We start from the raw sequence: 24,257 nt of genomic DNA, 5'->3' as shown, positions 1-24,257 counted from the left end.
GGTATCATAAGACAACGGAGGATGCCATGAAATTTGAAAAAATAGAACGAGCTTTTCACCTGCTTTTAGAAAATGTGCAAAATATCCAAAATGTGCTGGGGACTAATTTTTATGATGCCCTGATTGAGCAAAATGGGATTTATCTGGATGGAGATACAGACTTACAAGAAATTCTGAAAAATAACGAGAAACTTCGTGCCTTGCACTTGACCAAGGAAGAGTGGCGTCGGGCTTATCAGTTTATTTTTATGAAGGCTTCTCAGACAGAGCCGCTACAAGCCAATCATCAGTTCACACCGGATTCGGTCGGCTTCTTACTGAGTTTTTTGATTGACCAGTTGGCCCAAGACGAGAGAGTCGATTTGCTAGAGATTGGCAGTGGAACAGGCAATTTGGCGGAGACTCTGCTCAACCACACGCAAAAGAATATGGATTATTTGGGCCTAGAGATTGACGACTTGCTGATTGATTTGTCTGCCAGCATTGCCGAAGTCATGAATTCTAAGGCACACTTTGCTCAAGGAGATGCGGTGCGGCCTCAGGTTCTGAAAGAAAGCGACTTGATTGTCAGTGATTTGCCAGTGGGCTATTACCCAGATGATGCCGTGGCGGCTCGTTATGAGGTTGCCAGTCCAGACGAGCATACTTATGCCCATCATCTCTTGATGGAACAATCGTTAAAATATTTAAAACCGGGGGGCTATGCTATCTTTCTCGCCCCAAATAATCTGCTGACGAGCCCACAAAGTCATCTGCTGAAAAAATGGCTACTGTCTAGCGCTCAGCTCTTGGCAATGATTTCCCTGCCAGAAAAGATTTTCGCGAGCCGGCAGAATGCTAAGACGATATTTGTCCTGAGAAAACAAGGCGAATCAGACATCCAGCCGTTTATCTACCCTTTGCAGGACTTGCAAAGTCAGGATGAAATCTTGAAGTTTCGTGAAAGTTTTCAAAACTGGGTCAAAGTTAGTGAAATTCAAACAAATTTTTGATATAATAGTTTGAAAACGCTTAAAGAGGTGACGAGATGTCAAAAACTATTTCTATTAATGCTGGAAGTTCGAGTGTAAAATGGCAACTTTATTCAATGCCAGAAGAAAAGGTGCTGGCTAAAGGTTTGATTGAGCGGATTGGTCTCAAGGACTCAATCTCTACGGTTAAATTTGATGGTCGTTCTGAACGCCAAACCTTAGATATTGCTGATCATACACAAGCTGTGAAAATTTTATTGGATGATTTGAAACGGTTTGAAATTATTCAATCTTACGATGAAATCACAGGTGTTGGGCACCGTGTCGTAGCTGGAGGTGAGTATTTCAAAGAATCAGCTCTTGTGACTGACGATGTGTTGAAAAAGATTGAAGAGTTGTCTCTGCTAGCTCCTTTGCACAATCCTGCCAATGCTGACGGTATCCGTGCTTTCAAGGAAATTCTTCCAGACATTACCAGTGTGGCTGTTTTTGATACATCTTTCCACACAACTATGCCAGAAAAGGCTTATCGCTATCCATTGCCAACTAAGTACTACACTGAAAATAAGGTCCGTAAATACGGAGCACATGGAACTAGCCATGAGTATGTAGCCCACGAAGCTGCGAAACTTTTGGGTAAACCGATTGAAGAATTGAAACTCATCACTTGCCACATCGGAAACGGTGCTTCTATCACAGCAGTTGATAAGGGGCGCTCAGTGGATACTTCTATGGGCTTTACTCCTCTTGGTGGAGTTATGATGGGAACACGTACAGGTGACATCGATCCAGCGATTATTCCATACTTGATGCAGCATACAGATGATTTTAACACGCCAGAAGATATCAGCCGAATTCTGAACCGTGAATCTGGACTGTTGGGTGTTTCAGAGAAATCAAGCGATATGCGTGATATTCATGAAGCTATGCGTGCAGGTGATGAAAAGGCACAATTGGCAAATGAAATTTTTGTGGATCGCATTCAAAAATACATTGGTCAGTATTTAGCTGTTTTAAATGGAGCAGATGCCATTATCTTTACAGCTGGTATTGGTGAAAACTCTGTGACCATCCGTCGCATGGTTATCGAAGGAATTTCTTGGTTTGGCTGCGATGTCGATCCAGAGAAGAATTTCTTTGGTGCTACAGGAGATATTTCAACAGAAGCTGCTAAAGTCAGAGTTCTGGTTATCCCGACAGATGAAGAGTTGGTCATTGCGCGTGATGTAGAACGCTTTAAAAATCAATAATCAAAAGCTCGGCCTAGCTGAGCTTTTTCTTGTGACTTTGTGATCATTCTTTGGTCAGATAGGATGATTCAAAGCTAGGTGGAGCTTGTTCCATTCAGCGCTAATAATTACGCATTGACTGAATATCAATTTGACACAAGGTAGATGATCTATAAAGAACGGATAGATGCTTGTTTGTATCTGGCATGCTAAGTTGCTAGATAGAGGAGAAGAAAAAGACGATGTCCGGTAGGGAATCGTCTTTTTGGGGAAAATCTGTTTTTTGAAAGAATTGTGGCTAGTTGTCGATGTGGAGTATAAGTCTTGGGGAATCGGTTATCTGGTTAGCTATCTTTTTTAGATTTGCTTTTGTGCCGTTTGATTTCTGCTTCAAAACTCTCTGACGGTGCTTCCACGCTGATGGTTTCTAGGGTGAACGGATGAGTCAAGGTCAGACGATGGGCATGGAGCATGAGGCGGCCTTGGGGTTGAGGATGGTAGAGGGGGTCACCGACGATAGGATGGCCGTGATGGGCGAGATGGACACGAATTTGGTGAGTCCGTCCTGTTTTCAATTGGCATTTGACTAGAGTCGTGTTGCCAAAGTCCTTGAGTCGGGTCACATGAGTTTCGGCATAGAGCCCTTTTTTCGGATCAACGAGTCGTTTCCTTCGGTCATGGCGGTCGCGTCCGATTTTATCTTTATAGACGATAGTTTTGCTGTGAAATTTTCCTTGAGCAAGGGCCCAATATTCACGAGAGATTTCTTTGTTTTCCAAGAGGCGGTTGAGAATGGGGAGGACAAAGGGATTTTTGGCAAACAGGATGGCGCCACTGGTTTCTTTGTCCAGCCGGTGGACGACATAGCAGGTCTGTCCGACATAGCTTGACACATGGTTGAGTAGAGCGACTTCTGTCGGTTCATTACCGTGACTTTTCATGCCGTTTGGCTTGTTGACGATAATGAGATGCTCGTCTTGATAGAGCTCCTCGACCAGATGAGGATGGCCAGCGGGGAGTTCTTTTTCTGGATAATCCTCTTTGTCAAAAGTTAGTTGAATGCTGTCACCAGGCTTGACTAAAGTTTGCCAATGGATGGACTCACCGTTAACCAAAATGTGTTTCTTGGTTCGGAGAAAGTGACGAATCTTTCGTGGGATGAGCAGCTGCTCTTCTAGCAGTTCTTTGACAGTCATCGGAGGCAGGCTTGCGGGGATGGTAATAGTAAATTTCATGTTTTCATTGTAGCAAAAACTAGCCCATTTGGAAATGCTTCGTTAGAAAGAGGAAAGCAGATCTGCTATTTCCTTAAAGAAAGCTAAAAGGAGTAGCAAGTAGCGGAGTCGTGCCTTGTGTCTGCATGGATAAGGTGATAAAATATGTTTTATGAAGAAATTAAATGATATATTTGAAAAATTAGTCAATCTGTTTAAAACGGATCATCCTCAGAAAAAAGTTGCTGAGGAGTTGGAAGGCGAGACGCCTGAACCTAGCTATAGCCGGTCTGGTAAGAATCGGAAGAAGCCCCTGTCTCAACATCCCTTCCGCCGCTTTTGGCGCAGGTTCCATCTGACCAAGATATTCTTGATTCTTGGCTTGACCTTTGGTTTGGTGGTCGGTGGCTATCTTTTTTATGTAGCTAAGACGACCAATGTCAAAGACTTGCAGAATGCTCTGAAAGCTACGACTTTGATCTATGATAAGGATGGAAACGAAGCGGGCAGCTTGTCTGGGCAAAAGGGGACCTATGTCGAATTAGACGCGATTAGTCAGGACTTGCAGAACGCTGTGATTGCGACAGAAGACCGTTCTTTTTATAAGAATGGCGGGATTAACTACAGTCGCTTCTTTCTAGCCATTTTGACTGCGGGGCGTTCGGGTGGTGGCTCGACTATCACGCAGCAGTTGGCCAAAAATGCCTATCTTTCTCAAGATCAGACCATTGAGCGCAAGGCCAAGGAATTTTTCCTAGCTTTAGAGATTAACAAAAAATACAGCAAGCAGGAAATCCTGACCATGTACCTCAATAACTCTTATTTTGGAAATGGCGTTTGGGGAGTGGAAGATGCCAGCAAGAAATACTTTGGTGTATCTGCCAGCCAGCTCAGCTTGGATCAATCAGCGGTTCTAGCTGGTATGCTCAAAGGACCAGAACTATATAATCCCCTGTATTCGATTGAGAATGCGACCAACCGTCGTGACACCGTTCTTCAAAATATGGTGGCGGCAGGTTACATTGATCAGGCAACGGCGGATCAGGCTGCGACGGTTGGTATTGGAGGCCAGCTAGTCGATGCCTACGAAGGCAAATCAGAAGACTATCGCTACCCATCTTATTTTGATGCGGTTATCAATGAAGCGGTCAATGATTACGGTCTGACGGAAGAAGAAATCGTCAACAACGGCTATCGGATTTACACCGAATTGGACCAAAATTACCAAGCTAGCATGCAGGTTATTTATAGCAATGTCGATCTCTTCCCGCAGGCTGAAGACGGGACGCGGGCCGAGTCAGGAAGCGTAGCGCTAGATCCTAAGACGGGTGGTGTTCGGGCTTTGGTTGGCCGTGTCAACAGTGCTGATGGCTCTGCTTTTCGGACTTTCAACTACGCGACTCAGTCTGCTCGTAGTCCAGGCTCAACCATCAAGCCTTTGGTGGCCTACAGCCCAGCTATAGCAGCCGGCTGGTCAACGGATAAGGAGCTAGATAATAGTCGGACAGTTTTTGGTGACTATAAGGTTAATAACTATGGCAATATCCAAAGTTCACCGACGGTTCCAATGTATCAAGCCTTGGCTGAATCCCTCAATATTCCCGCGGTTTCAACAGTGGATGAATTAGGCGTGAGCAAGGCCTTTGAGTACGGCAAAAAGTTTGGTCTTAATATGGATAAGGTAGAACAGAATCTGGGTGTAGCTCTGGGAAGCGGCGTGACGACCAATCCACTTCAGATGGCTCAAGCCTACTCAGTCTTTGCGAATGATGGAGTTATGAATGATGCCCATCTTATCACCAAGATAGAAAATGCTAGTGGTCAGGTTGTCAAAACCCACCGGCAGACTTCTACCCGCGTTCTCAATCGCTCAACCACAGAAAAGATGACCAGTATGATGCTGGGAACTTTCTCAAACGGGACGGGAGTCTATGCAGCTCCGTATGGCTATACAATGGCTGGAAAGACAGGAACAACAGAGACTGACTTCAACCCTGATCTGTCAGGAGACCAGTGGGTCATCGGCTACACACCAGATGTGGTTATCAGCCAATGGCTGGGCTTCCCTAAGACGGATGAAACTCACTATCTGACTGGTACAAGTGCCAATGAAGCTTCGGCTATTTTCCGCAATGTCGCCAACACCATCTTGCCTTATACAGAAGGAACTTCCTTCTCGGGTGAGAAAAATGCTTATGCTGAAAATGGGATTTCCCCAGTCGATACCTACGGAACTGGTCAAACGAATACGACTAGCGAGAATAAAGACTTCCTGAAAGATGTCCAAGAGCGGGCACAAAACCTGGTAGATGATGCCAAGAAAGCTATTGATGAGTCTGGAATTACTGAGAAAGCCAAAAATCTATGGGATACCATTACTGGCTGGTTCCATTAATCGTCTAAACGGCTTGTCAAAGAAGTAGAAAACTGCTATAATAAGGGGAATGGAGGCGTCATGGCATTAAAAAAAGCGAGTCTAGCGTGTACAGTTTGTGGGTCACGAAACTACTCAATCAAACTTAGTAGCACTCCAAAACCTACGCGTCTAGAAGTGAATAAATATTGTAAACACTGCAGTAAATATACGCTGCATAAAGAAACCAGATAGGAGATAGTTGTGAAATTCATTAAAGATGTTTTCGTTTTGCTACGAGATACAACTTGGCCTACCCGTAAAGAAAGATGGACTGATTTCCTTTCCGTAATGGAATACACAGCATTCTTTGCTGTTGTCATCTATATTTTTGATAAGGTAGTTGCCAGCGGTCTCTTCCGCATAATCAACATGTTTTCATAAGAAAGATGAGGCTGGGACAAAAGTCCTAGCCTCTCAATTGTCTTTGGATTATCGAGCAAGACGCAGTGGTTGAGTGGGCTCTACTAGGCTGATTTCATCAGCTTTTACAGCCCTACTCAACTGTGCGGAGGTGGGACGACGAAATCGAATTCTAACGAATTACCGATTTCTGTCCCACTCTCATTTGTCTGTAAAATATTTATTAAAATGCTTTGTAATTTTAGATTTTATGGTATAATAAGGCTAGAATATCAAGCAGAAGCCCTAGGCTTTTTTATTTAGGAAAGGACAAAACATGGACAGTTTTGATAAAGGCTGGTTTGTACTGCAAACCTACTCAGGCTATGAAAATAAGGTAAAGGAAAATCTCTTGCAACGTGCCCAGACCTATAATATGCTGGAAAATATCCTGCGCGTGGAAATTCCGACTCAGACCGTGCAAGTCGAGAAAAACGGTAAGAGCAAGGAAGTCGAAGAAAACCGCTTCCCAGGTTATGTATTGGTTGAGATGGTTATGACGGACGAAGCTTGGTTTGTCGTGCGGAATACACCAAACGTAACTGGATTTGTAGGTTCACACGGAAACCGTTCGAAACCAACGCCGCTCTTGGAGGAAGAAATCCGCAGCATTCTGATTTCTATGGGACAAACGGTTCAAGAATTTGACTTGGATGTCAAGGTGGGCGATACAGTTCGCATCATTGACGGTGCCTTTGCTAACTATACTGGCAAAATCACGGAAATTGACAATAATAAGGTCAAGATGATTATCTCTATGTTTGGAAATGACACGGTTGCCGAAGTCAACCTCAGCCAAATTGCTGAATTATAATTTTGAAATGCACTAAAAGGAGCTGGAAAGCATTTTCCGCTCTTTTTTGTTAGCAGCGCTGAGATTTTAGATAAAAGCTGGTCATTCTGGTATCATTGCAATTCATTAAACTTGACCAATGACGTAAAAAAGACAAACAAAAAGAGAGTGGGACAGAAATCGGTAATTCGTTAGAATTCGATTTCGTCGTCCCACCTCCGCACAGTTGAGTAGGGCTATAAAAGCTGATGAAATCAGCGTTGTATAGCCCACTCAACCACTGCGTCTTGCTCGACAATCCAAAGACAATTGAGAGGCTAGGACTTTTGTCCCAGCCTCTTGGTTAGTATAGAGTCGGATTTGAACCGATAAAAAAGGCGGTAGACGGATTTGAACCGACGATCAAGCTTTTGCAGAGCCGTGCCTTACCACTTGGCTATACCGCCACAACTCTTACTATTCTACCTTAAAATGGCCTGTTCGTCAAGAGCTTGACCCGACTTAAGTGAGAATTTCTTGAAGGATGCCTAGCATATGGGTTGAATCAAAGCAAGAAAATAGTGTCCAAAGACTTGTCAAAAGCTAGAAAATTTGATATGATAGTAGATGCCGTTTAAACGGCAGAAATACTCATTTTAGATGAATTGTGGAGCCGTTGCCAATTGGTAGCTCTGCGAGCTGAAATCTAAGAGAGGAAAAAACAAAAAGGAGAATTTACTCATGTCAGTAATTTCAATGAAACAACTTCTTGAGGCTGGTGTTCACTTTGGTCACCAAACTCGTCGCTGGAACCCTAAGATGGCTAAGTACATCTTCACTGAGCGTAACGGTATCCACGTTATCGACCTTCAACAAACTGTAAAATACGCAGATCAAGCTTATGACTTCATGCGTGATGCAGCTGCAAACGATGCAGTTATCTTGTTTGTTGGTACTAAAAAGCAAGCTGCTGAAGCTGTAAAAGAAGAAGCAGAACGTGCTGGTCAATACTACATCAACCACCGTTGGTTGGGTGGAACTCTTACAAACTGGACAACTATCCAAAAACGTGTTGCTCGTTTGAAAGAAATCAAACGTATGGAAGAAGAAGGAATCTTCGAAGTTCTTCCTAAGAAAGAAGTAGCACTTTTGAACAAACAACGTGCTCGTCTTGAAAAATTCTTGGGTGGTATCGAAGATATGCCACGTATCCCAGATGTAATGTACATCGTTGACCCTCATAAAGAGCAAATCGCTGTTAAGGAAGCTAAGAAACTTGGTATTCCAGTAGTTGCGATGGTTGACACAAACACTGATCCAGACGATATCGATGTGATTATCCCTGCTAACGATGACGCTATCCGTGCCGTTAAATTGATCACTGCGAAAATGGCTGATGCTGTTATCGAAGGTCGTCAAGGTGAGGACGCTGTAGCGACTGTTGAAGCAGAATTTGCTGCAACTGAAACTCAAGCAGACTCAATCGAAGAAATCGTTGAAGTTGTAGAAGGCGACAACGCATAATTTTCATAAGTCAATTAACCTAAAGGGGCGGGGCTCAGCCCGGCCCCTTTATTTAAAAATAGCAAACATAGGAGAAGAAAAATGGCAGAAATTACAGCTAAGCTTGTAAAAGAATTGCGTGAAAAATCTGGTGCTGGTGTCATGGACGCTAAGAAAGCATTGGTTGAAACTGATGGTGACATCGAAAAAGCGATTGAATTGCTTCGCGAAAAAGGTATGGCAAAAGCAGCTAAGAAGGCTGACCGTGTTGCCGCTGAAGGTTTGACAGGCGTTTACGTGGATGGTAACGTTGCAGCTATCGTTGAAGTCAACGCTGAAACTGACTTTGTTGCGAAAAACGCTCAATTCGTTGAATTGGTAAATGCTACTGCAAAAGTTATCGCAGAAGGCAAGCCAGCTAATAACGAAGAAGCATTTGCATTGACAATGCCTTCAGGTGAAACTCTTGAAGCTGCATACGTATCTGCAACTGCAACTATCGGAGAAAAAATCTCATTCCGTCGTTTTGCTTTGGTTGAAAAGACTGATGCTCAACACTTTGGTGCTTACCAACACAATGGTGGCCGTATCGGTGTTGTCTCAGTGATTGATGGTGGCGATGACGCTCTTGCGAAACAAATTTCTATGCATATCGCTGCGATGAAACCAACTGTTCTTTCATACAAGGAATTGGATGAGCAATTTGTCAAAGATGAATTGGCACAATTGAACCACGCTATCGATCAAGACAATGAAAGCCGTGCTATGGTTGATAAGCCAGCACTTCCACACTTGAAATATGGTTCAAAAGCTCAATTGACGGACGAAGTGATTGCACAAGCTGAAGCTGACATCAAAGCTGAGTTGGCTGCAGAAGGTAAACCAGAAAAAATCTGGGACAAAATCATCCCAGGTAAAATGGATCGCTTCTTGCTTGACAACACTAAAGTTGACCAAGCTTACACACTTCTTGCACAAGTGTACATCATGGATGACAGCAAGACAGTTGAAGCTTACCTTGAATCAGTGAATGCTTCAGTAGTTGAGTTTGTTCGCTTTGAAGTTGGTGAAGGTATTGAAAAAGCAGCTAACGACTTCGAATCAGAAGTTGCAGCAACAATGGCAGCTGCTCTTGGCCAAAACTAATCTAAGTTTATAACAAAAAAAGATTGAAAAGAAATTATTTCTTTTCAATCTTTTTATTATTCTGGCCTGAATAGTTCTTCTTTTAAATTGAGAAGAACTGGCCTACGAGATAGGTAACAGTCATGGTCAAAAGTCCGATAGTGAGGTTACGGATCATGGCATTTTTAATGGGTGCCTGTCCCAATTTTGCACTGGTATAGCCGGTTCCCAAGAGAGAAAGAGCTACAACAAGGACGGTCGCTGGAATCCTATAGGCAGCCGGAAGCAGAACGATGGTCAGCATAGGGAAAATTGCACCTACGGCAAAGGCTAGAAAGCTGGATATAGCTGCATGCCAAGGATTAGTGAACTCTTCGACCTCAATGCCGTACTTTTCCTCGACCAAGGCCTTGAGCGGATCCTGCAAGAAGGCGCGATTGGTCAAGAGTTGGGCAGAAGTCTCGCACTCACCATTTTGGATGTAGGAGGCGTAGAGGGACTGTCTGGCAATATCGGTATTCTTTTCCAAGAGTTCTCGTTCTCTAGCCACTGCAGCCTCCTCAGTATCCTTCTGAGTGGAGACGGATACATACTCCCCACCTGCCATAGAAAAGGCACCGGCAAAGACAGCAGCCAGACCAGATAGAAAGATAATCCAAACATCTTCCGTCGCACTGGCCACCCCGATGACCACCCCTGCGATAGAAATAATACCGTCGTTGGCTCCTAAAACTCCAGCTCGCAAAATATTCAGGCGTCCACTAAAATTCTTGTCAATCTTATGTTCTTCCATTCTAAAACTTTTCTCTTTTCTTTTTATTTATAATGATTATAAATAAAAAGAATAAGGATAGCAAGTGAAAATCGGAAAATGAGAAAAGTCCGACGATTTAAGGGAAAATTCTTATCAAAAAAGAGAGTGGGACAAAAGTCCTAGCCTCTCAATTGTCTTTGGATTGTCGAGCAAGACGCAGTGGTTGAGTGGGCTCTACTACACTGATTTCATCAGCTTTTACAGCCCTACTCAACTGTGCGGAGGTGGGACGACGAAATCGAATTCTAACGAATTACCGATTTCTGTCCCACTCTCTTTTTTATAATCACTATAATGTTGCACCAAACTACTTATTTTACTACGATATTAACCAGTTTATTTGCCACGCTAATCACTTTGACGATTTCTTTGCCGGCGATTTCAGACTTGATTTTCTCATCTGCCAGAGCGATTTCTTGCAGTTCTTCACGGCTCAGGTCCTTAGCTACGACTAGCTTAGCACGAACCTTACCCTTGATTTGAACGACGATTTCGACCTCTGCCTCGACCAGTTTGCTTTCATCATAAGTTGGCCAAGCTACGTAGGAGATGCTCTGACCTGTTTGAGCTACTGCCTGCCAGAGTTCTTCAGCCAAGTGCGGTGCAAAAGGTGCCAGCAATTGGATAAAGCCTTTGGCATATTCGACATAGAGTTTTTCTTCCTTGTTGGCTGCATTGACAAAGATCATGAGCTGGGCAATGGTTGTGTTAAACTTGAGCTCCTCAATCTGCTCTGTGACAGCCTTGACTGTTTCGTGGTAGACCATGTCGAGAGCACCATTGTTATCCGCAACGATTTCTTTGCTTGTCATCAAACGGTAGACACGATCTAGGAACTTGCGGCTACCTTCCAGACCTTCCTCGCTCCAAGCGATGGATGCATCCAACGGCCCCATGAACATTTCATAGACACGAAGTGTATCAGCACCGTATTGCTCCACCACATCGTCTGGATTGACTACATTCTTCAGAGACTTAGACATCTTAGCAGGAGCCTGCTCTAGTTCTTCTCCAGTTTCGATATTGAAGAAAGAACCGTCACGTTTTTCGACCTTGTCTGTTGCCACTAGAGCACCGCGGCTATCACGATAGCTAGTCCCCAAAATCATCCCTTGATTAAAGAGTTTTTGGAAAGGCTCTTTAGTCGGTACCACTCCGATATCATAGAGGAATTTATGCCAGAAGCGAGCGTAGAGAAGATGGAGCACAGCGTGCTCTGCGCCACCGATATAAATATCAACTGGCAGCCAGGCCTTGAGCAAGTCTTCATCTGCTAATTTCTCATTGTTATGCGGGTCAATGTAACGCAGGTAATACCAGCTGGAACCAGCCCATTGGGGCATGGTGTTGGTTTCGCGGCGTCCTTTGACACCATCTTCCCGAGTCACTTCCAGCCAGTCAGTCAGATTGGCCAGAGGGCTTTCACCAGTACCAGAAGGGCGAATGTCCTTGGTTACAGGCAGGACAAGCGGTAGTTCATTTTCAGGGACAGCAGTTGAAGTGCCATCTTCCCAATGAATGATTGGAATCGGCTCACCCCAGTAGCGTTGACGGCTAAAGAGCCAGTCGCGCAGGCGATAGGTGACTTTTTCATTTCCGACACCTTCCGCTTCCAGCCAAGCAACCATCTTGTCAATCGCGGCAGCCTTGTCCAAGCCATCTAGGAAGCCAGAGTTAATATGCGGACCGTCTTCTGTGTAAGCAGCTTCAGCAACATTGCCACCCTCTAGAACCGGAATAATCTCTAAATCGAACTGCTTAGCAAACTCCCAGTCGCGCTCATCGTGCGCAGGAACGGCCATGATAGCCCCTGTTCCATAGCTAGCAAGCACATAGTCGGCAATCCAGATGGGGATTTCCTTGCCATTGACAGGATTGATGGCATAAGCTCCTGTCCAGACACCAGTCTTCTCCTTGGCTAGATCAGTCCGAGCCAGGTCGGATTTGAGGCTGGCTGCATGTTTGTAGTCTGCAACTGCTTGGGCTTGTTCGGCACTTGTAATGGCGTCAACAAGTGCATGCTCTGGAGCCAAAACAGCATAGGTTGCACCAAAAAGGGTGTCTGGACGAGTCGTAAAGACTGTAAATTCCTTGTCAGTCCCTTTCACTTTGAAAGTTACATTAGCACCAGTTGATTTACCAATCCAGTTGCGTTGCATGTCCTTGATAGACTCTGGCCAATCCAACTCATCCAAGTCATTGAGCAAACGCTCTGCATAAGCTGTGATTTTCAGCATCCACTGGCGCATAGGCTTGCGGACGACTGGATAGCCACCGCGCTCAGATGTTCCGTCTGGCAGAACTTCCTCATTGGCGATAGCCGTTCCCAACTCTTCAACCCAGTTTACTGGCACTTCAGCTTCATAAGCCAGGCCTTTTTCGTAAAGCTTGGTAAAAATCCACTGGGTCCACTTGTAGTAGTTTGGATCAGTGGTATTGACTTCCCGATCCCAGTCGTAAGAAAAACCAAGCGCATTGATTTGGCGTTTGAAGTTGGCAATGTTTTCTGCTGTAAAGTCAGCTGGGTCATTGCCTGTATCCATAGCGTACTGCTCGGCTGGCAGTCCAAAGGCATCCCAACCCATTGGGTGAAGGACATTGTAGCCTTGCGCACGTTTGTAACGGCTGAGAATATCCGTTGCTGTGTAGCCTTCTGGGTGTCCTACGTGCAGACCTGCCCCAGATGGATAAGGGAACATGTCCAGAGCATAGAACTTCGGTTTTGAGGCATCTGTTCCTGTCTTAAATGTATGATGTTTCGCCCAGTAGCCTTGCCACTTGGGCTCGATTTCTTTGTGATTGTAAGTTGCCATAATCATTTACTCTCCAACGATCTTTTCTGTGTTCTAGACACGTTTCTATCTATTATACCATTTTCAAGGGATTTTGAAAGTAACCGACGAAGGAGAATGAAGAAAATCTTTGCGGATTGACCTTGACTTATTTCTAAAAACAGATAGAATGAAAGCAAGTTTAAAAAAGTGAGGTTGAGGATGACAAGAAAGACTTTATTTCAGATTATTGAGCCCCATCAAAAGGAAAATGCGATTGAAAAAGCCTACGATGTCTTTATGTTCCTGACTATTATTGTCAGCCTGATCCCCCTGACCACAAAAAGTCACACAGGAATCTTCATGTGGTTGGATTTTGTGTCAACGGTTATTTTTATTATTGACTATATCCTTCGGCTTGTAACGGCCGATTATAAATTGGAAAAAGGTAAGCTTTCTTTTCTACTTTATCCTTTCACCTTTTTGGCGTTGGCTGATTTGCTCTGCATTTTGCCTTCTCTCTTTTTGTTAAATAATAGTTTGCGGCTCTTTAAGATTTTGCGCATGCTTCGTATCTTGCGGGTCTTTAAGTTTATTCGCTATTCTAAAAATGTTCAAATATTGACCAATGTCTTAAAAAAGCAGAAGGACAGTTTGATTATCGTGGGCTTTTTGGCTCTCGGCTATATCTTCATCTCTGCCCTTATCATTTTTAATGTCGAGCCCAGCACATTTCCTACCTTTTTTGACGCCCTCTACTGGGCAACCATTTCCCTGACGACAGTTGGTTATGGTGATATTTATGCAGTTTCAACGACTGGAAAAATTATTACTATGATTTCCTCCTTTTTAGGAATCGCCATTGTGGCTCTGCCCGCTGGTATCATCACAGCCGGCTATATGAAAGAAATCAAAGAACTATAAAAACCTGTTCGAGAAGGCTCTATTGCGCTTCCTGAGCAGGTTTTTTGTTTGATTAAATATAATTGAAGTCCTTTACCAAATCACCACGCGCTCTTCTGGGCTACGCCACATGCCGTCTCCTTCTTGGACACCAAAGGTTGTAAAGAAGTCGTCAAAGTTAGGCAGTTGGACATTGGTACGAAGTTTAGCGGGCGCATGGACATCGACGCTGGCTAGAAGCTTCATGTACTCTTCGCGTCCCTTCATCCGCCAGATGCGGGCAAAGTTGGTGAAGAATTCCTCCGCAGAGAAATCGTCTTCTTTCTTGGCTGCTTCAAGAGCTGCTGCAATACCGCCCAAGTCCGCCACATTTTCTGAAACGGTCAGCTTACCATTGACCTTGGCACCGTAAGAATCTAGACCTTCAAACTGGTCGATGACTTTCTGAGTCCGCTCAGTAAAGGCTTGGTAGTCATGCTCCGTCCACCAGTTGTTGAGGCTGCCGTTTTCATCAAAGGAAGCGCCGTTGGTATCAAAGGCATGAGAAATCTCATGGGCAATGACCGCTCCGATACCGCCATAATTGGCTGAAGAGGACTGGTACAGGTCATAGAATGGTGCCTGCAAGATAGCCGCTGGAAAGACAATCAGATTTTTCTGCGGATTGTAGTAGGCATTGACCATGTGGGCTGGCATTCCCCATTCTTTGTAATCCACTGGCTGGTTCCATTTGCTCCAACCATACTTAATTTCCACTTGTCGCAGTTTTTGGGCATTTTCGAAGAGGCTGAGATTTTCATCCACAATCTTGTCTGCATAGCGCTCAGGCAGCTCCTCTGGGTAGCCGATATAAGGCTTGATGACATTGAGTTTTACAATAGCCTTGTCCCGAGTTTCTGGTGTCAGCCAGTCATTGCTTGCGAGGCGTTCCTTGTAGACTTGGATCATGTTGGCTACTTTTTGCTCGACATCGGCCTTGGCTTCAGGGGAGAATTTTTGTCCAGCATACCAGAGTCCGATGGCTTGATTGAAAGGCGCTTGAGCTAGGTAAAAGGCAGCTTTTTTCTTGTCTTGTGCTTGAGGTGTTCCAGATAGGGCGCGACGATAAGCGCCTGCTAGGACACGGATTTCATCAGTCAAGTAGGCTTCAGCTGACGCGATAGCATTAAAGATAAGCACGGCCTTGAGCAGGGGCCAAGCCTCTTCGCAGTAGAATTGGTCGGCAGCCTGCCAGAAACGCTCCTCCGGTACGATAATCTGGTCAGGAATTTGCCCGATGAGTTGGGTGAAGATCGCATCTAAAGGTAGATTCGGTGCTAAGGCCTTGAAGTCTTCCCACTTGTAAGGGTGGTAAAGCTTGGCATATTCTGAACTTTCCTCACGTGACAGAACGACTTTAGCAATTCGAGCATCCAGTTCTAAAACCTTATCCAGCAAATCTTGGATTTCTTCTGCTGAAAATTCGAATTTTTGCAGCAAAGCTTCGGAAGATTCGCGCCATTTTTTCAAGAGCTTATCCTTTTGAGGGTGACCTTCGACATAGTAGGTCGTATCTGGGAGAATAGTACCTGGTGCATCTGCCCAGAGGACATTGATACGGGCGTCCATAAAGTCAGGCGCTACACCAAAAGGAAAGAAATTGGGCTTGCCAGCCAGCTCAAACTCGGCAATCTTTGTGGTAAATTCTGCAAAGGAGTTGAGTGCTTGATATTCTGCAATCAAAGGCAAAACAGGCTTGATACCGAGTGCTTCCCGCTTGTCATAGTCAGCTGCTAAACGGTGGTACTTGATAAAATTTTGCAAAATACCATCATCAGGAACTTCCTCACCCCGCAGCCATTGATCAGTAGTGGAGAGCATCAGCTTTTCAATCTCATCTGACAAATCTGTGAAGCCGCCGGTGACAGGCTTATCATCTGGGATAACGGCCGTTTTGGCCCATTCGCCATTAATGGCGTCATAAAAATCATCTTGTAAACGTGTCATGTTTTTCTCGCTTTCCTGCTTTTGATATAACCTTATCAAAATTAGCTCCTTTTTTCAAATATTTCTTATATTGATTGTAAGGATTTTTTAAAAATTAACTTGACTTAATTTTCATTTTAATGTATATTAAAACAAAAGAGGTATAACAATGATTGAAATGAAAAATTTAAGTGTCAGTTATCAAGGACAGCTGGCCTTAGAACCAACTTCTTTAACAATAAAAGGACCAACTATCACAGGGATTATCGGACCAAACGGGGCTGGAAAGTCAACTCTCATAAAGGGTATGTTAGGAATTGTTGAGAGTGAGGGGCAGACCTTTCTGGATAGAAAACCCATGAAGCAAGAATTAAGCAAGATTGCTTATGTAGAGCAGAAAATTCACATTGACTATAATTTTCCTATCAAGGTCAAGGAGTGTGTGTCTCTGGGATTATATCCTAAGATCAAGCTCTTTCAACGCCTCAAAGCGTCTGACTGGGAAAAGGTTGCTCGGGCTTTGAAAATCGTTGGTTTAGAAGATTTCGCTGAGCGGCAGATTAGCCAGTTGTCTGGTGGGCAATTTCAACGGGTCTTGATTGCCCGTTGCTTGGTCCAGGAGGCTGAATATATCTTCCTAGATGAGCCTTTTGTTGGAATTGACTCAGTCAGTGAAGAGATTATCATGGCGACCCTCCGCCAGCTAAGAAAAGCTGGGAAGACGATTTTGATTGTTCATCATGACTTGAGCAAGGTAGTCGCTTATTTTGATCAAGTCTTGCTGCTTAACAAGGAAGTCATTGCTTTCGGATCAACTGAGAGCACCTTCATCAAAGAAAATATGCAGAAGACCTACGGTTCTCAGCTCTTTATGAATGGAGGTGACTAGGATGATCCAGGAATTTATTCAAGGATTGCATGATTTTCATTTCCTGCAAAATGCGTTGATTACGGCCATTGTGATTGGGGTGGTGGCCGGTGCCGTTGGATGCTTTATCATTCTGCGGGGCATGTCACTCATGGGGGATGCCATTTCTCATGCGGTGCTGCCTGGCGTGGCCCTGTCTTACATTTTGGGGATTAATTTCTTCATCGGTGCCATTACCTTTGGCTTACTAGCTTCTATTATTATCACCTACATCAAGGGCAATTCCATTATCAAGAGTGACACAGCTATCGGGATTACTTTTTCTTCCTTCTTGGCTCTGGGGGTCATTTTGATTAGTGTTGCCAAGAGTTCGACCGACCTTTTCCATATCCTCTTTGGGAATATCTTGGCGGTGCAAGACCTTGATATGTGGATTAGTATTGGTGTGGGCATCTTGGTGCTGCTGGTCATTGCCATTTTCTTCAAGCAGCTTTTGTTGACTTCCTTTGATCCACTTTTGGCCAAGGCTATGGGAATGAAGGTTAATTTTTACCACTATTTGCTGATGATTCTCTTGACTCTGGTTTCTGTCACAGCTATGCAAAGTGTCGGAACGATTCTGATTGTGGCCATGCTGATTACACCAGCTGCGACAGCCTATCTCTATGCCAAGAGTCTCAAGACCATGATTTTATTGTCATCTGCCTTGGGGGCTGGTGCATCTGTTTTAGGTCTCTTCATCGGTTATAGTTTTAATGTTGCAGCAGGTTCGAGTATCGTTCTAACCTCTGCCCTGATCTTTTTGGTTTCATTTTTTATCGCACCAAAACAGCGGTATTTAAAAAGAAAAGTAAAATAATATATTTATGGAGGATTTCCAATGAAAAAATGTCGTTTCTTAGTTCTGCTTTTGCTGGCTTTTGTCGGCCTAGCAGCCTGCTCTAGTCAAAAAAGCAGTACCGAGACTGGTTCTTCAAAATTGAATGTTGTTGCAACCAACTCGATTATTGCGGATATTACAAAGAATATCGCTGGCGATAAGATCAATTTGCACAGTATCGTACCTGTCGGCCAAGACCCACATGAATACGAGCCTCTGCCTGAAGATGTCAAAAAGACTTCCCAAGCGGATCTCATTTTCTATAATGGGATCAACCTTGAAACCGGCGGAAATGCTTGGTTCACAAAATTGGTAGAGAATGCTAAGAAGAAAGAAAACAAGGACTACTACGCTGTCAGCGAAGGCGTTGATGTCATTTATCTTGAAGGCCAAAATGAAAAGGGCAAGGAAGACCCGCATGCTTGGCTTAACTTGGAAAATGGGATTATCTATGCGAAAAACATTGCCAAGCGTTTGAGCGAAAAGGATCCAGCTAACAAAGAAACTTACGAGAAAAATCTTAAGGCTTATGTGGAAAAATTGAGCGCTTTGGACAAGGAAGCTAAAGAGAAATTCAACAACATACCTGAAGAAAAGAAAATGATTGTGACCAGCGAAGGTTGCTTCAAGTACTTCTCTAAGGCCTACAATGTGCCATCAGCCTATATCTGGGAAATCAACACTGAAGAAGAAGGGACTCCAGACCAAATTAAAAGCTTGGTTGAAAAACTTCGTAAGACCAAAGTGCCATCACTCTTTGTGGAATCAAGTGTAGACGACCGTCCGATGAAAACTGTTTCTAAAGACACCAACATCCCAATCTACGCTAAAATCTTCACTGACTCAATCGCTGATAAAGGCGAAGAGGGTGATAGCTACTACAGCATGATGAAATACAACTTAGAAAAGATCGCAGAAGGTCTGTCTAAATAATAATAAGAGGTTAGGAAGATAAAATCCTAACCTCTTTATTTCTGAAGGACAAGCTTCACATGGAGTCGCTCTCAAATTTTCGGTCAAATTATTCGAAAAAAATCACTATTCGCAGTACAATGGAGCTATCAAACATGAATGGAGACTTCCTATGACAACTTTTCTCGGAAATCCTGTAACCTTTACGGGCCAACAACTGCAAGTCGGCGACACAGCCCACGATTTTAGCCTAACAGCTACTGACCTTTCAAAGAAAACTTTGGCTGATTTTGCTGGTAAAAAGAAAGTCCTAAGCATCGTACCGTCTATCGATACTGGGGTTTGTTCAACTCAGACCCGTCGTTTCAATCAAGAACTCTCTGACTTGGATAATACTGTTGTAATCACGATTTCAGTTGACTTGCCTTTCGCTCAAGGCAAATGGTGTGCTGCTGAAGGTATCGAAAATGCTGTCATGCTATCTGACTACTTTGACCATTCTTTCGGTCGCGACTATGCCGTCCTCATCAATGAATGGCACCTGTTGGCCCGTGCAGTTCTTGTCTTGGATGAAAACAACACTGTGACCTATGCTGAATATGTGGACAACATCAATACCGAGCCAGATTATGATGCAGCCATTGCTGCAGTCAAAAGTCTGTAAAGAATTATACTTTTCCAAAAAATGCACTCAATTCTCCCTAAGAGCTGAGTGCATTTTTGTCTTCTTGACCAAAAATACAAAAAGACAAACATCAGTTTTGACGTTTGTCTACGAGTTGAAAGAGCCACCTAGGCTTTTTTACTTATTCTGAAGTTAATTCTTTCTGGGCTTCCTTGCCTTGGTCCAACAGGGCTTGGATAATCCTTTGATCACGCAGTTTGACAGAGTTGTTGATGGTATCTGCAGATTGGATAACAGCCGCTTCTAGCAGAGCGCGTTTTTCCCGTCCTTTATCAATAGCTTCGATAATGCCTTGATTTTGTGCGACGAGACTTTCTGCCAGCTTAGTGACAGATTCAACAGCGATAGTAGGGCTTTGGGAAATCCGCTCCAGCTGAGGAATGACTTCCTTGCTGGTTTCGGCGAGCATTTGCAGGGCAGCGTTATTCGCATTAGAGATAGCATCAGCTACCTGACCGGACTTCATCGATTGCTGGAGGATGCCTAACTGGGCGATAGACAGTTTCATAGTTGGAATGGTATTGCGACGGAGCATTCCAAGTTTTTGGCGCATATCAGAGGAAACCTTGACTAGGTTACGCATTTGAGGCGTTGTCGCCCAAGCTACATAGAGACGGCTGACATATTCAGTGTGTTGCTGTTCTAAGGTATTGACCACCTCCGTCATTCGGGCTAATTCTTGCGATTTGACTTGGTAGTCAACGGTAGTCATATCTAACTGAGCAACTTCAGCCTGCAACTTAAGCGCTCGATTGCCAGCTTCTTGCTGAGCAGCTTCGATAAAGGAAATGACTCCGACTAGGTTTTCAATCGATTTGGTATTATCCTCGATCAGCATTTCAGCAGAAACAATATTGCGAGCCAGAACGTCTTCTTGCTTGACGACGGTTGCAGCCATGCCGTCCATCTTCTGCTCAATATTTTGTGAGTCGAAATAGAATTCTTGAAGGGTATTTTTGCTCTGTTTGAAGAGTTTTTCCAAGAAATTAGGTTTCTTATCCAGTTCCGCTACTTGAACATCCTTGTATTTTGCGACAAAGCCATTGAGTTCCTTGTTGGTGTTTTTTAAGAGCTCATCTACCTGAGGAATTTGTAATTTTTTCTGCTCGGCTAAGATACGATTGACAGTACCGTTGACTTCTTCTACAGCAGATTGGCCAAAGTCCAGCAAGGCATTCTGGTCCGATACGAAATTATCCACAAGCTGAGGAGCTTTGGCCGTAATCGCATTCTGTTGCTCAGGGGTCAGCTTTTCCAGAAAAGTTAGCTGGCCATTTTCTTGAGTCGTATTGGCTCCGATGATTTCTGTTGTTTTGTCGCTTTTGCTGATGGCATTGTTAGCAATTTTATCAATATCAAAATTAAATTCTTGGCTCATAGTTTCTCCTTTGGTTTATCTAGCTTAAAGGCCGGTGTCTGTTTGCTTTTCTTTGTCTAAGATGCGCAGGCTGATGTCAAAGTCCCTCAAATCAGCTTCGTTTAACTGGCGCAGCGCTTCGTCTAGGTCCAAGTCAAACTGCTCGATAGCTGCTTTGGCCTTGGCTAGCCGCTCCTCTGCATTGTAAAAATCTTTGGGAGAGGCTTTGATTTTGAGGTAGCCTTGTAAAATATCTTCGTAGTGCTCCATCTGGGACTGATGGATGGCAGTCAGTTCTTCCTTGTTGTTGCTTTCAGATTGAGAGATTTTTTGAAGAATGGCCTCGTGATCAATCTGAATATTGCGAACCGTAGCGACCAATTCTGGGGCTAGTTCTTCTAGACTCGTTTTCTTTGGCTGCGCTTCCTTTTGCCTTTTCTCTCGTTCAATCTTTTGCAGTTGTTTATCAATTTCCTCGGTTACAGTAGTAATTTTAGTCTGAATGCGCTGGTAGACAGATGCAGGAATTTCATCTCGTAATTCCTTAGCAACGTTTTTGATATAGGTGAGTTGGGGAAGAATTTGCAGGGCCAAATCTTGGTAGTCTTCCTTCTTGCCGTATTCTTGGTAGCTTTCTAATTCTTTAATACGGCGGTCCGCCTGACCAATCACTGCTTTTAAATCTTCAATACGGCCAATGCTAGCTTGTTTAGCTTCAATACGAACTCTTTTCTGTCTTTGGTAGCGATAGATTCCGTAGCCAATACCTCCTAAAATAGCAATGGGGATCAGATAGCTGGCTACCACTCCAGAACCAAAAATAATTGCAAGTATCCAAATCCAGCTAAACCATTCCGGCTGCTGGTTAGAATAATTCTTTCTTCTCGACATGAACCTTTCTCTTTCTTCTCAATGTGATATCTCTATTTTAACATAAAAGCTAGTTTTTGAAGGAGAAAGATTGATATATTCAGATGCACTTTTAGATTTGATGAGAATGTTTGCCTCATCAAGAAAGAGCTTTGCTTCCTTTCCTGCAAGCAAGCGTAAGAGTTCTTTTTTATCACAAGTGGGCAAGCAAAAATCGCACGGAATCCCCTGCGATTCTTGTTTTATCAGTCCATTTCTGGGAAAAGTTTGGCCAGTATTTTAGGGGTGATACTTTGCCCCGGTCCCTCAGCACAATAGGTATGCATATACATAGAGGGGTTGAAGTTGAGCTCGATGCAGGTGCAGTTGGGATTTTCCTTGGTAGAAATAGCAGAGCTGTCAGGGATGATTAGGTCAACGCCACAAGCCCAAGCTCCCATAGCTTGTGCCATGTCTGCAGCGAGTTCCTTATAAGATGAGTGCATGCTGTCTGTGACGTCAATCGAGTCTCCGCCAGTAGAAATATTGGAATTGCGCCGCAAGTCAACTTTGACACCAGCAGGCAGGATATCATCTGGTCCATAGCCTTGCTGGTCCAGCATGAGCAGTTCAATGTCCCCCAGTTCAATGATTTCGAGCGGTGATCGATGGTCTCGACCGCGCAGGGGATTGTCGTTTTTGATGGCAACCAATTCTCTCACGGTGTGTTGACCGTCTCCAACGACATTAGCTGCCACGCGCAAGAGGACTGCCTCACATTGACCGTCTAAGACAAAGAAGCGGTATTCCGTTCCAGCGATGAATTCCTCCACCAAGACAGCAGCGTCTTCTGAAAAAGCGATCTCCAAAGCCTTGCGATAAGCTTCCAGACTAGCCGGTTCTTGGAAGATAGAGATGCCCAGTCCGAAGTTGGTTGACTTGGGTTTGACAACAATTTGTCGGTCTTTAATCAAAGGATAGTAGGCCAGTCCCTCTTCGAGAGAAGAAAACTCCGCCCCAGCCGGAACAGGAAAGTCAGCTGCAGCCAAAATCTTTTTGGTGACGGTTTTATTGGCCATGGCCAGAGGGATGACATAGTTATCCTTGGAGGTCATGTTTCCGTTTTTGACATACTCCACATGCTGACTATGCCAAAGCTTGAGAAATTGGTCATTTTCATCTAGGATTTCGAGATGGAGGCCTTTCTGGAGAGCGTCAAACATGAGCATTTGAGTGGAAAGTTCCATACTTTCATACCCCTTGAGAGCGTAGGACGCGGTCCAGGCGTAATCTCGATATTCCCGTGCTTTTGCCAGTCCAAAAGCTGAGAGGGAATTTTTCTCAATATGAGGCAATAATTGCCCTGCCAGAGTCAGCTTGGGTTCAGCCAGTGTAGCTCTGACTTGTGCTAACAATTGACGGTAGGAGGCAGGAAGATGGAAATGTTGGATCACATTTTCCATAGCTTGGAGAATAGCAGAGCTGTCGGCCTCTGCAGGTAGGGGCGTCAAGGGGTGAGACAAAGCAACGGCATCGTTGAGAGCATGAGCCGCTTGTAGCTGTGTATCACTATCTGTCACATCATCCAGCCACAATAGAGCCAAGAGAAAGAGATGGACCGTGTCCAAGGTTTCTTGACTGATGCCCAAAACGTCGAAAGGATTGAGGTCGAAACAGCGCAGTTCCAAGTAAGTAATGCCTTGTTCCAGGTAGTCTCGATTTCGTTTTTGACCGCGAAAACGCACAGGCGAGTAAAATTCCTTTTCTGCACTGAGGTCGCCAGACTCGACATAGTCCTCGATATCCGAGACATAGCTTTCCAGCGAGCGAAATGATACATGGATATGCTCGTCATTGACGTAGCCGTGATGGCTATTGCGGAGTGAGCGGACAGGAGCCTCAACCGGCTCATCGTAAAAGCCATCTTCTGCCAGTGGAGCCGCACCATAAAGATAGGTCAAGAACCAGCGGAAACGGAGGAAATTGCGAGCTAATTTGAGATAGAGAGCATTTTTAAAAACCTTGAAGGAAGAAAAGTCGCTAGCCTCAAAGAGAGCCGCCATCAAATCTTTTCCTAACTCGATATTGTAATGAATGCCGGAAATGGTCTGGAGCCGTTTGCCATATTTTTCTGCTAAACCTTGACGATAATGGAGTTCGTAGGTATTTTCGAGGTGGGCAATTTCAATCTCGTCTTCTCGGAGTTGGGGAGGCATGGACAAGGGCCACATGAGTTCATCTTGGGGAATGGAGCGTCCAGCTACATCGGTGATGGCACCCAGCAGGCGACGAGCCTCCTGAGTTGAAGAGGCGATGGGCGTAATCAATTCTAGCTGTTGCTCGCTAAAATCTGTCTGGATATAGGGATGAAAACTCCGAGAACCCAGAGAGCTGGGATGGGGAGTTGAAGCCAGTGTCCCTGCCTCTGTCACGCGCAGGGATTCTCTCTCCAGTCCAAAAGTCGCCTGTAAGATCGGACTTGCAGGGTCTAGCTTTTCAAGTAAACGATCAATAGTCATTATTTTTTCCGTCCTTAGTATAGTACTTTCAGTCTATTATAAAAAAAGCCAGAAAACAACTATTCACTACGTTTTTAATGAATTTCCGAACTTTTATCGCCATTT

The 24,257-nt window shown here is 44.2% G+C and carries 20 protein-coding genes and 1 tRNA gene; 13 read left to right on the top strand and 8 right to left on the bottom strand.

Annotated features, from left to right (window positions below; all coding sequences use genetic code 11):
• Window positions 1–26 precede the first annotated feature (26 nt).
• Window positions 27–992 (top strand): class I SAM-dependent methyltransferase, encoded by a 966-nt coding sequence (locus tag HMPREF9960_RS02590; protein WP_005591540.1) that lies wholly within the window; start codon window positions 27–29, stop codon window positions 990–992.
• A gap of 35 nt (window positions 993–1,027) precedes the next feature.
• Window positions 1,028–2,221, top strand: coding sequence for an acetate kinase (locus HMPREF9960_RS02585; protein ID WP_005591541.1), 1,194 nt, complete (start codon window positions 1,028–1,030; stop codon window positions 2,219–2,221).
• Between the two features lie 323 nt (window positions 2,222–2,544).
• Here the strand turns inward: HMPREF9960_RS02585 and HMPREF9960_RS02580 are convergent, their stop codons facing one another.
• Complete coding sequence (locus HMPREF9960_RS02580; RefSeq protein ID WP_005591542.1) at window positions 2,545–3,435, bottom strand: RluA family pseudouridine synthase; 891 nt, start codon at window positions 3,433–3,435, stop codon at window positions 2,545–2,547.
• Window positions 3,436–3,586: 151 nt separating this feature from the next.
• Between HMPREF9960_RS02580 and pbp2a the strand changes: the two genes are divergently transcribed.
• The 4 genes from pbp2a (at window position 3,587) to nusG (ending at window position 7,043) form a co-directional block, all read left to right on the top strand.
• Window positions 3,587–5,809 carry a penicillin-binding protein PBP2A gene (pbp2a, locus tag HMPREF9960_RS02575; RefSeq protein WP_005591543.1) on the top strand — a complete coding sequence of 741 codons (2,223 nt, stop codon included), beginning with the start codon at window positions 3,587–3,589 and terminating at the stop codon, window positions 5,807–5,809.
• Window positions 5,810–5,869: 60 nt separating this feature from the next.
• Window positions 5,870–6,022 (top strand): 50S ribosomal protein L33, encoded by a 153-nt coding sequence (gene rpmG, locus HMPREF9960_RS09950; protein WP_015605910.1) that lies wholly within the window; start codon window positions 5,870–5,872, stop codon window positions 6,020–6,022.
• 9 nt (window positions 6,023–6,031) lie between these two features.
• Window positions 6,032–6,211, top strand: a complete 180-nt coding sequence (secE, locus tag HMPREF9960_RS02570; RefSeq protein ID WP_005592084.1) for a preprotein translocase subunit SecE — start codon at window positions 6,032–6,034, stop codon at window positions 6,209–6,211.
• A gap of 295 nt (window positions 6,212–6,506) precedes the next feature.
• The gene (gene nusG / locus HMPREF9960_RS02565; RefSeq protein ID WP_005591544.1) at window positions 6,507–7,043 is read left to right on the top strand and encodes a transcription termination/antitermination protein NusG; all 537 of its coding nucleotides are present in this window, start codon (window positions 6,507–6,509) and stop codon (window positions 7,041–7,043) included.
• A 354-nt stretch (window positions 7,044–7,397) separates the two neighbouring features.
• Here the strand turns inward: nusG and HMPREF9960_RS02560 are convergent.
• A tRNA-Cys gene (locus HMPREF9960_RS02560) sits at window positions 7,398–7,468 on the bottom strand.
• A gap of 274 nt (window positions 7,469–7,742) precedes the next feature.
• On the opposite strand from HMPREF9960_RS02560, the gene rpsB reads away from it, so the two are divergent.
• Both rpsB and tsf read left to right on the top strand, forming a co-directional pair.
• Window positions 7,743–8,525 (top strand): 30S ribosomal protein S2, encoded by a 783-nt coding sequence (gene rpsB, locus HMPREF9960_RS02555; RefSeq protein WP_005591545.1) that lies wholly within the window; start codon window positions 7,743–7,745, stop codon window positions 8,523–8,525.
• A gap of 81 nt (window positions 8,526–8,606) precedes the next feature.
• A complete protein-coding gene (tsf, locus tag HMPREF9960_RS02550) occupies window positions 8,607–9,650 on the top strand; it encodes a translation elongation factor Ts (protein ID WP_005591546.1) in 1,044 nt (347 codons plus the stop codon).
• 82 nt (window positions 9,651–9,732) lie between these two features.
• Here the strand turns inward: tsf and HMPREF9960_RS02545 are convergent, their stop codons facing one another.
• Window positions 9,733–10,422: a VIT1/CCC1 transporter family protein gene (locus HMPREF9960_RS02545; RefSeq protein ID WP_005591547.1), complete on the bottom strand. Its 690-nt coding sequence runs from the start codon at window positions 10,420–10,422 to the stop codon at window positions 9,733–9,735.
• 332 nt (window positions 10,423–10,754) lie between these two features.
• On the bottom strand, window positions 10,755–13,256 hold the full coding sequence (gene leuS, locus HMPREF9960_RS02540) for a leucine--tRNA ligase (RefSeq protein ID WP_037586114.1): 2,502 nt from the start codon (window positions 13,254–13,256) through the stop codon (window positions 10,755–10,757).
• Between the two features lie 180 nt (window positions 13,257–13,436).
• Between leuS and HMPREF9960_RS02535 the strand changes: the two genes are divergently transcribed.
• Window positions 13,437–14,138 (top strand): ion transporter, encoded by a 702-nt coding sequence (locus tag HMPREF9960_RS02535; RefSeq protein WP_005591549.1) that lies wholly within the window; start codon window positions 13,437–13,439, stop codon window positions 14,136–14,138.
• Window positions 14,139–14,210: 72 nt separating this feature from the next.
• Here HMPREF9960_RS02535 and HMPREF9960_RS02530 read toward each other — a convergent pair whose 3' ends face one another.
• Entirely contained in the window at window positions 14,211–16,103 is a 1,893-nt protein-coding gene (locus HMPREF9960_RS02530) for a M13 family metallopeptidase (RefSeq protein WP_005591550.1), read from the bottom strand.
• Window positions 16,104–16,251: 148 nt separating this feature from the next.
• Here HMPREF9960_RS02530 and HMPREF9960_RS02525 point away from each other — a divergent pair, with 148 nt between their 5' ends.
• The 4 genes from HMPREF9960_RS02525 (at window position 16,252) to tpx (ending at window position 19,406) form a co-directional block, all read left to right on the top strand.
• Window positions 16,252–16,971 (top strand): metal ABC transporter ATP-binding protein, encoded by a 720-nt coding sequence (locus HMPREF9960_RS02525; protein ID WP_005591551.1) that lies wholly within the window; start codon window positions 16,252–16,254, stop codon window positions 16,969–16,971.
• 1 nt (window position 16,972) lies between these two features.
• Window positions 16,973–17,809 (top strand): metal ABC transporter permease, encoded by an 837-nt coding sequence (locus HMPREF9960_RS02520; protein ID WP_005592073.1) that lies wholly within the window; start codon window positions 16,973–16,975, stop codon window positions 17,807–17,809.
• A 21-nt stretch (window positions 17,810–17,830) separates the two neighbouring features.
• Window positions 17,831–18,763 (top strand): metal ABC transporter substrate-binding lipoprotein/adhesin ScbA, encoded by a 933-nt coding sequence (scbA, locus tag HMPREF9960_RS02515; RefSeq protein WP_005591553.1) that lies wholly within the window; start codon window positions 17,831–17,833, stop codon window positions 18,761–18,763.
• A 151-nt stretch (window positions 18,764–18,914) separates the two neighbouring features.
• Window positions 18,915–19,406 carry a thiol peroxidase gene (gene tpx / locus HMPREF9960_RS02510; RefSeq protein WP_005591554.1) on the top strand — a complete coding sequence of 164 codons (492 nt, stop codon included), beginning with the start codon at window positions 18,915–18,917 and terminating at the stop codon, window positions 19,404–19,406.
• Window positions 19,407–19,548: 142 nt separating this feature from the next.
• Here the strand turns inward: tpx and HMPREF9960_RS02505 are convergent, their stop codons facing one another.
• From HMPREF9960_RS02505 to gshAB, 3 genes are all read right to left on the bottom strand, one after another.
• Window positions 19,549–20,805, bottom strand: coding sequence for a toxic anion resistance protein (locus HMPREF9960_RS02505; protein WP_005591555.1), 1,257 nt, complete (start codon window positions 20,803–20,805; stop codon window positions 19,549–19,551).
• Window positions 20,806–20,829: 24 nt separating this feature from the next.
• Complete coding sequence (locus HMPREF9960_RS02500) at window positions 20,830–21,675, bottom strand: coiled-coil domain-containing protein (RefSeq protein ID WP_005591556.1); 846 nt, start codon at window positions 21,673–21,675, stop codon at window positions 20,830–20,832.
• Window positions 21,676–21,899: 224 nt separating this feature from the next.
• On the bottom strand, window positions 21,900–24,152 hold the full coding sequence (gshAB, locus tag HMPREF9960_RS02495; protein WP_005591558.1) for a bifunctional glutamate--cysteine ligase GshA/glutathione synthetase GshB: 2,253 nt from the start codon (window positions 24,150–24,152) through the stop codon (window positions 21,900–21,902).
• Window positions 24,153–24,257: the final 105 nt, after the last annotated feature.

It is taken from the genome of Streptococcus cristatus ATCC 51100 (genome assembly GCF_000222765.1).
Lineage (GTDB): Bacteria > Bacillota > Bacilli > Lactobacillales > Streptococcaceae > Streptococcus > Streptococcus cristatus.
The sequence above is the reverse complement of the archived record's forward strand: the minus strand, read 5'-3'. Positions and strand labels throughout refer to the sequence as shown.

Coding starts and splice junctions, on each gene's coding strand:
- HMPREF9960_RS02525 (WP_005591551.1), top strand. CDS start 16,252: ATGATTGAAATGAAAAATTTAAGTGTCAGTTATCAAGGACAGCTGGCC.
- HMPREF9960_RS02585 (WP_005591541.1), top strand. CDS start 1,028: ATGTCAAAAACTATTTCTATTAATGCTGGAAGTTCGAGTGTAAAATGG.
- HMPREF9960_RS02500 (WP_005591556.1), bottom strand. CDS start 21,675: ATGTCGAGAAGAAAGAATTATTCTAACCAGCAGCCGGAATGGTTTAGC.
- tsf (WP_005591546.1), top strand. CDS start 8,607: ATGGCAGAAATTACAGCTAAGCTTGTAAAAGAATTGCGTGAAAAATCT.
- tpx (WP_005591554.1), top strand. CDS start 18,915: ATGACAACTTTTCTCGGAAATCCTGTAACCTTTACGGGCCAACAACTG.
- scbA (WP_005591553.1), top strand. CDS start 17,831: ATGAAAAAATGTCGTTTCTTAGTTCTGCTTTTGCTGGCTTTTGTCGGC.
- HMPREF9960_RS02535 (WP_005591549.1), top strand. CDS start 13,437: ATGACAAGAAAGACTTTATTTCAGATTATTGAGCCCCATCAAAAGGAA.
- pbp2a (WP_005591543.1), top strand. CDS start 3,587: ATGAAGAAATTAAATGATATATTTGAAAAATTAGTCAATCTGTTTAAA.
- HMPREF9960_RS02590 (WP_005591540.1), top strand. CDS start 27: ATGAAATTTGAAAAAATAGAACGAGCTTTTCACCTGCTTTTAGAAAAT.
- HMPREF9960_RS02545 (WP_005591547.1), bottom strand. CDS start 10,422: ATGGAAGAACATAAGATTGACAAGAATTTTAGTGGACGCCTGAATATT.
- nusG (WP_005591544.1), top strand. CDS start 6,507: ATGGACAGTTTTGATAAAGGCTGGTTTGTACTGCAAACCTACTCAGGC.
- leuS (WP_037586114.1), bottom strand. CDS start 13,256: ATGGCAACTTACAATCACAAAGAAATCGAGCCCAAGTGGCAAGGCTAC.
- HMPREF9960_RS02520 (WP_005592073.1), top strand. CDS start 16,973: ATGATCCAGGAATTTATTCAAGGATTGCATGATTTTCATTTCCTGCAA.
- HMPREF9960_RS02530 (WP_005591550.1), bottom strand. CDS start 16,103: ATGACACGTTTACAAGATGATTTTTATGACGCCATTAATGGCGAATGG.
- rpmG (WP_015605910.1), top strand. CDS start 5,870: ATGGCATTAAAAAAAGCGAGTCTAGCGTGTACAGTTTGTGGGTCACGA.
- HMPREF9960_RS02580 (WP_005591542.1), bottom strand. CDS start 3,435: ATGAAATTTACTATTACCATCCCCGCAAGCCTGCCTCCGATGACTGTC.
- rpsB (WP_005591545.1), top strand. CDS start 7,743: ATGTCAGTAATTTCAATGAAACAACTTCTTGAGGCTGGTGTTCACTTT.
- HMPREF9960_RS02505 (WP_005591555.1), bottom strand. CDS start 20,805: ATGAGCCAAGAATTTAATTTTGATATTGATAAAATTGCTAACAATGCC.
- gshAB (WP_005591558.1), bottom strand. CDS start 24,152: ATGACTATTGATCGTTTACTTGAAAAGCTAGACCCTGCAAGTCCGATC.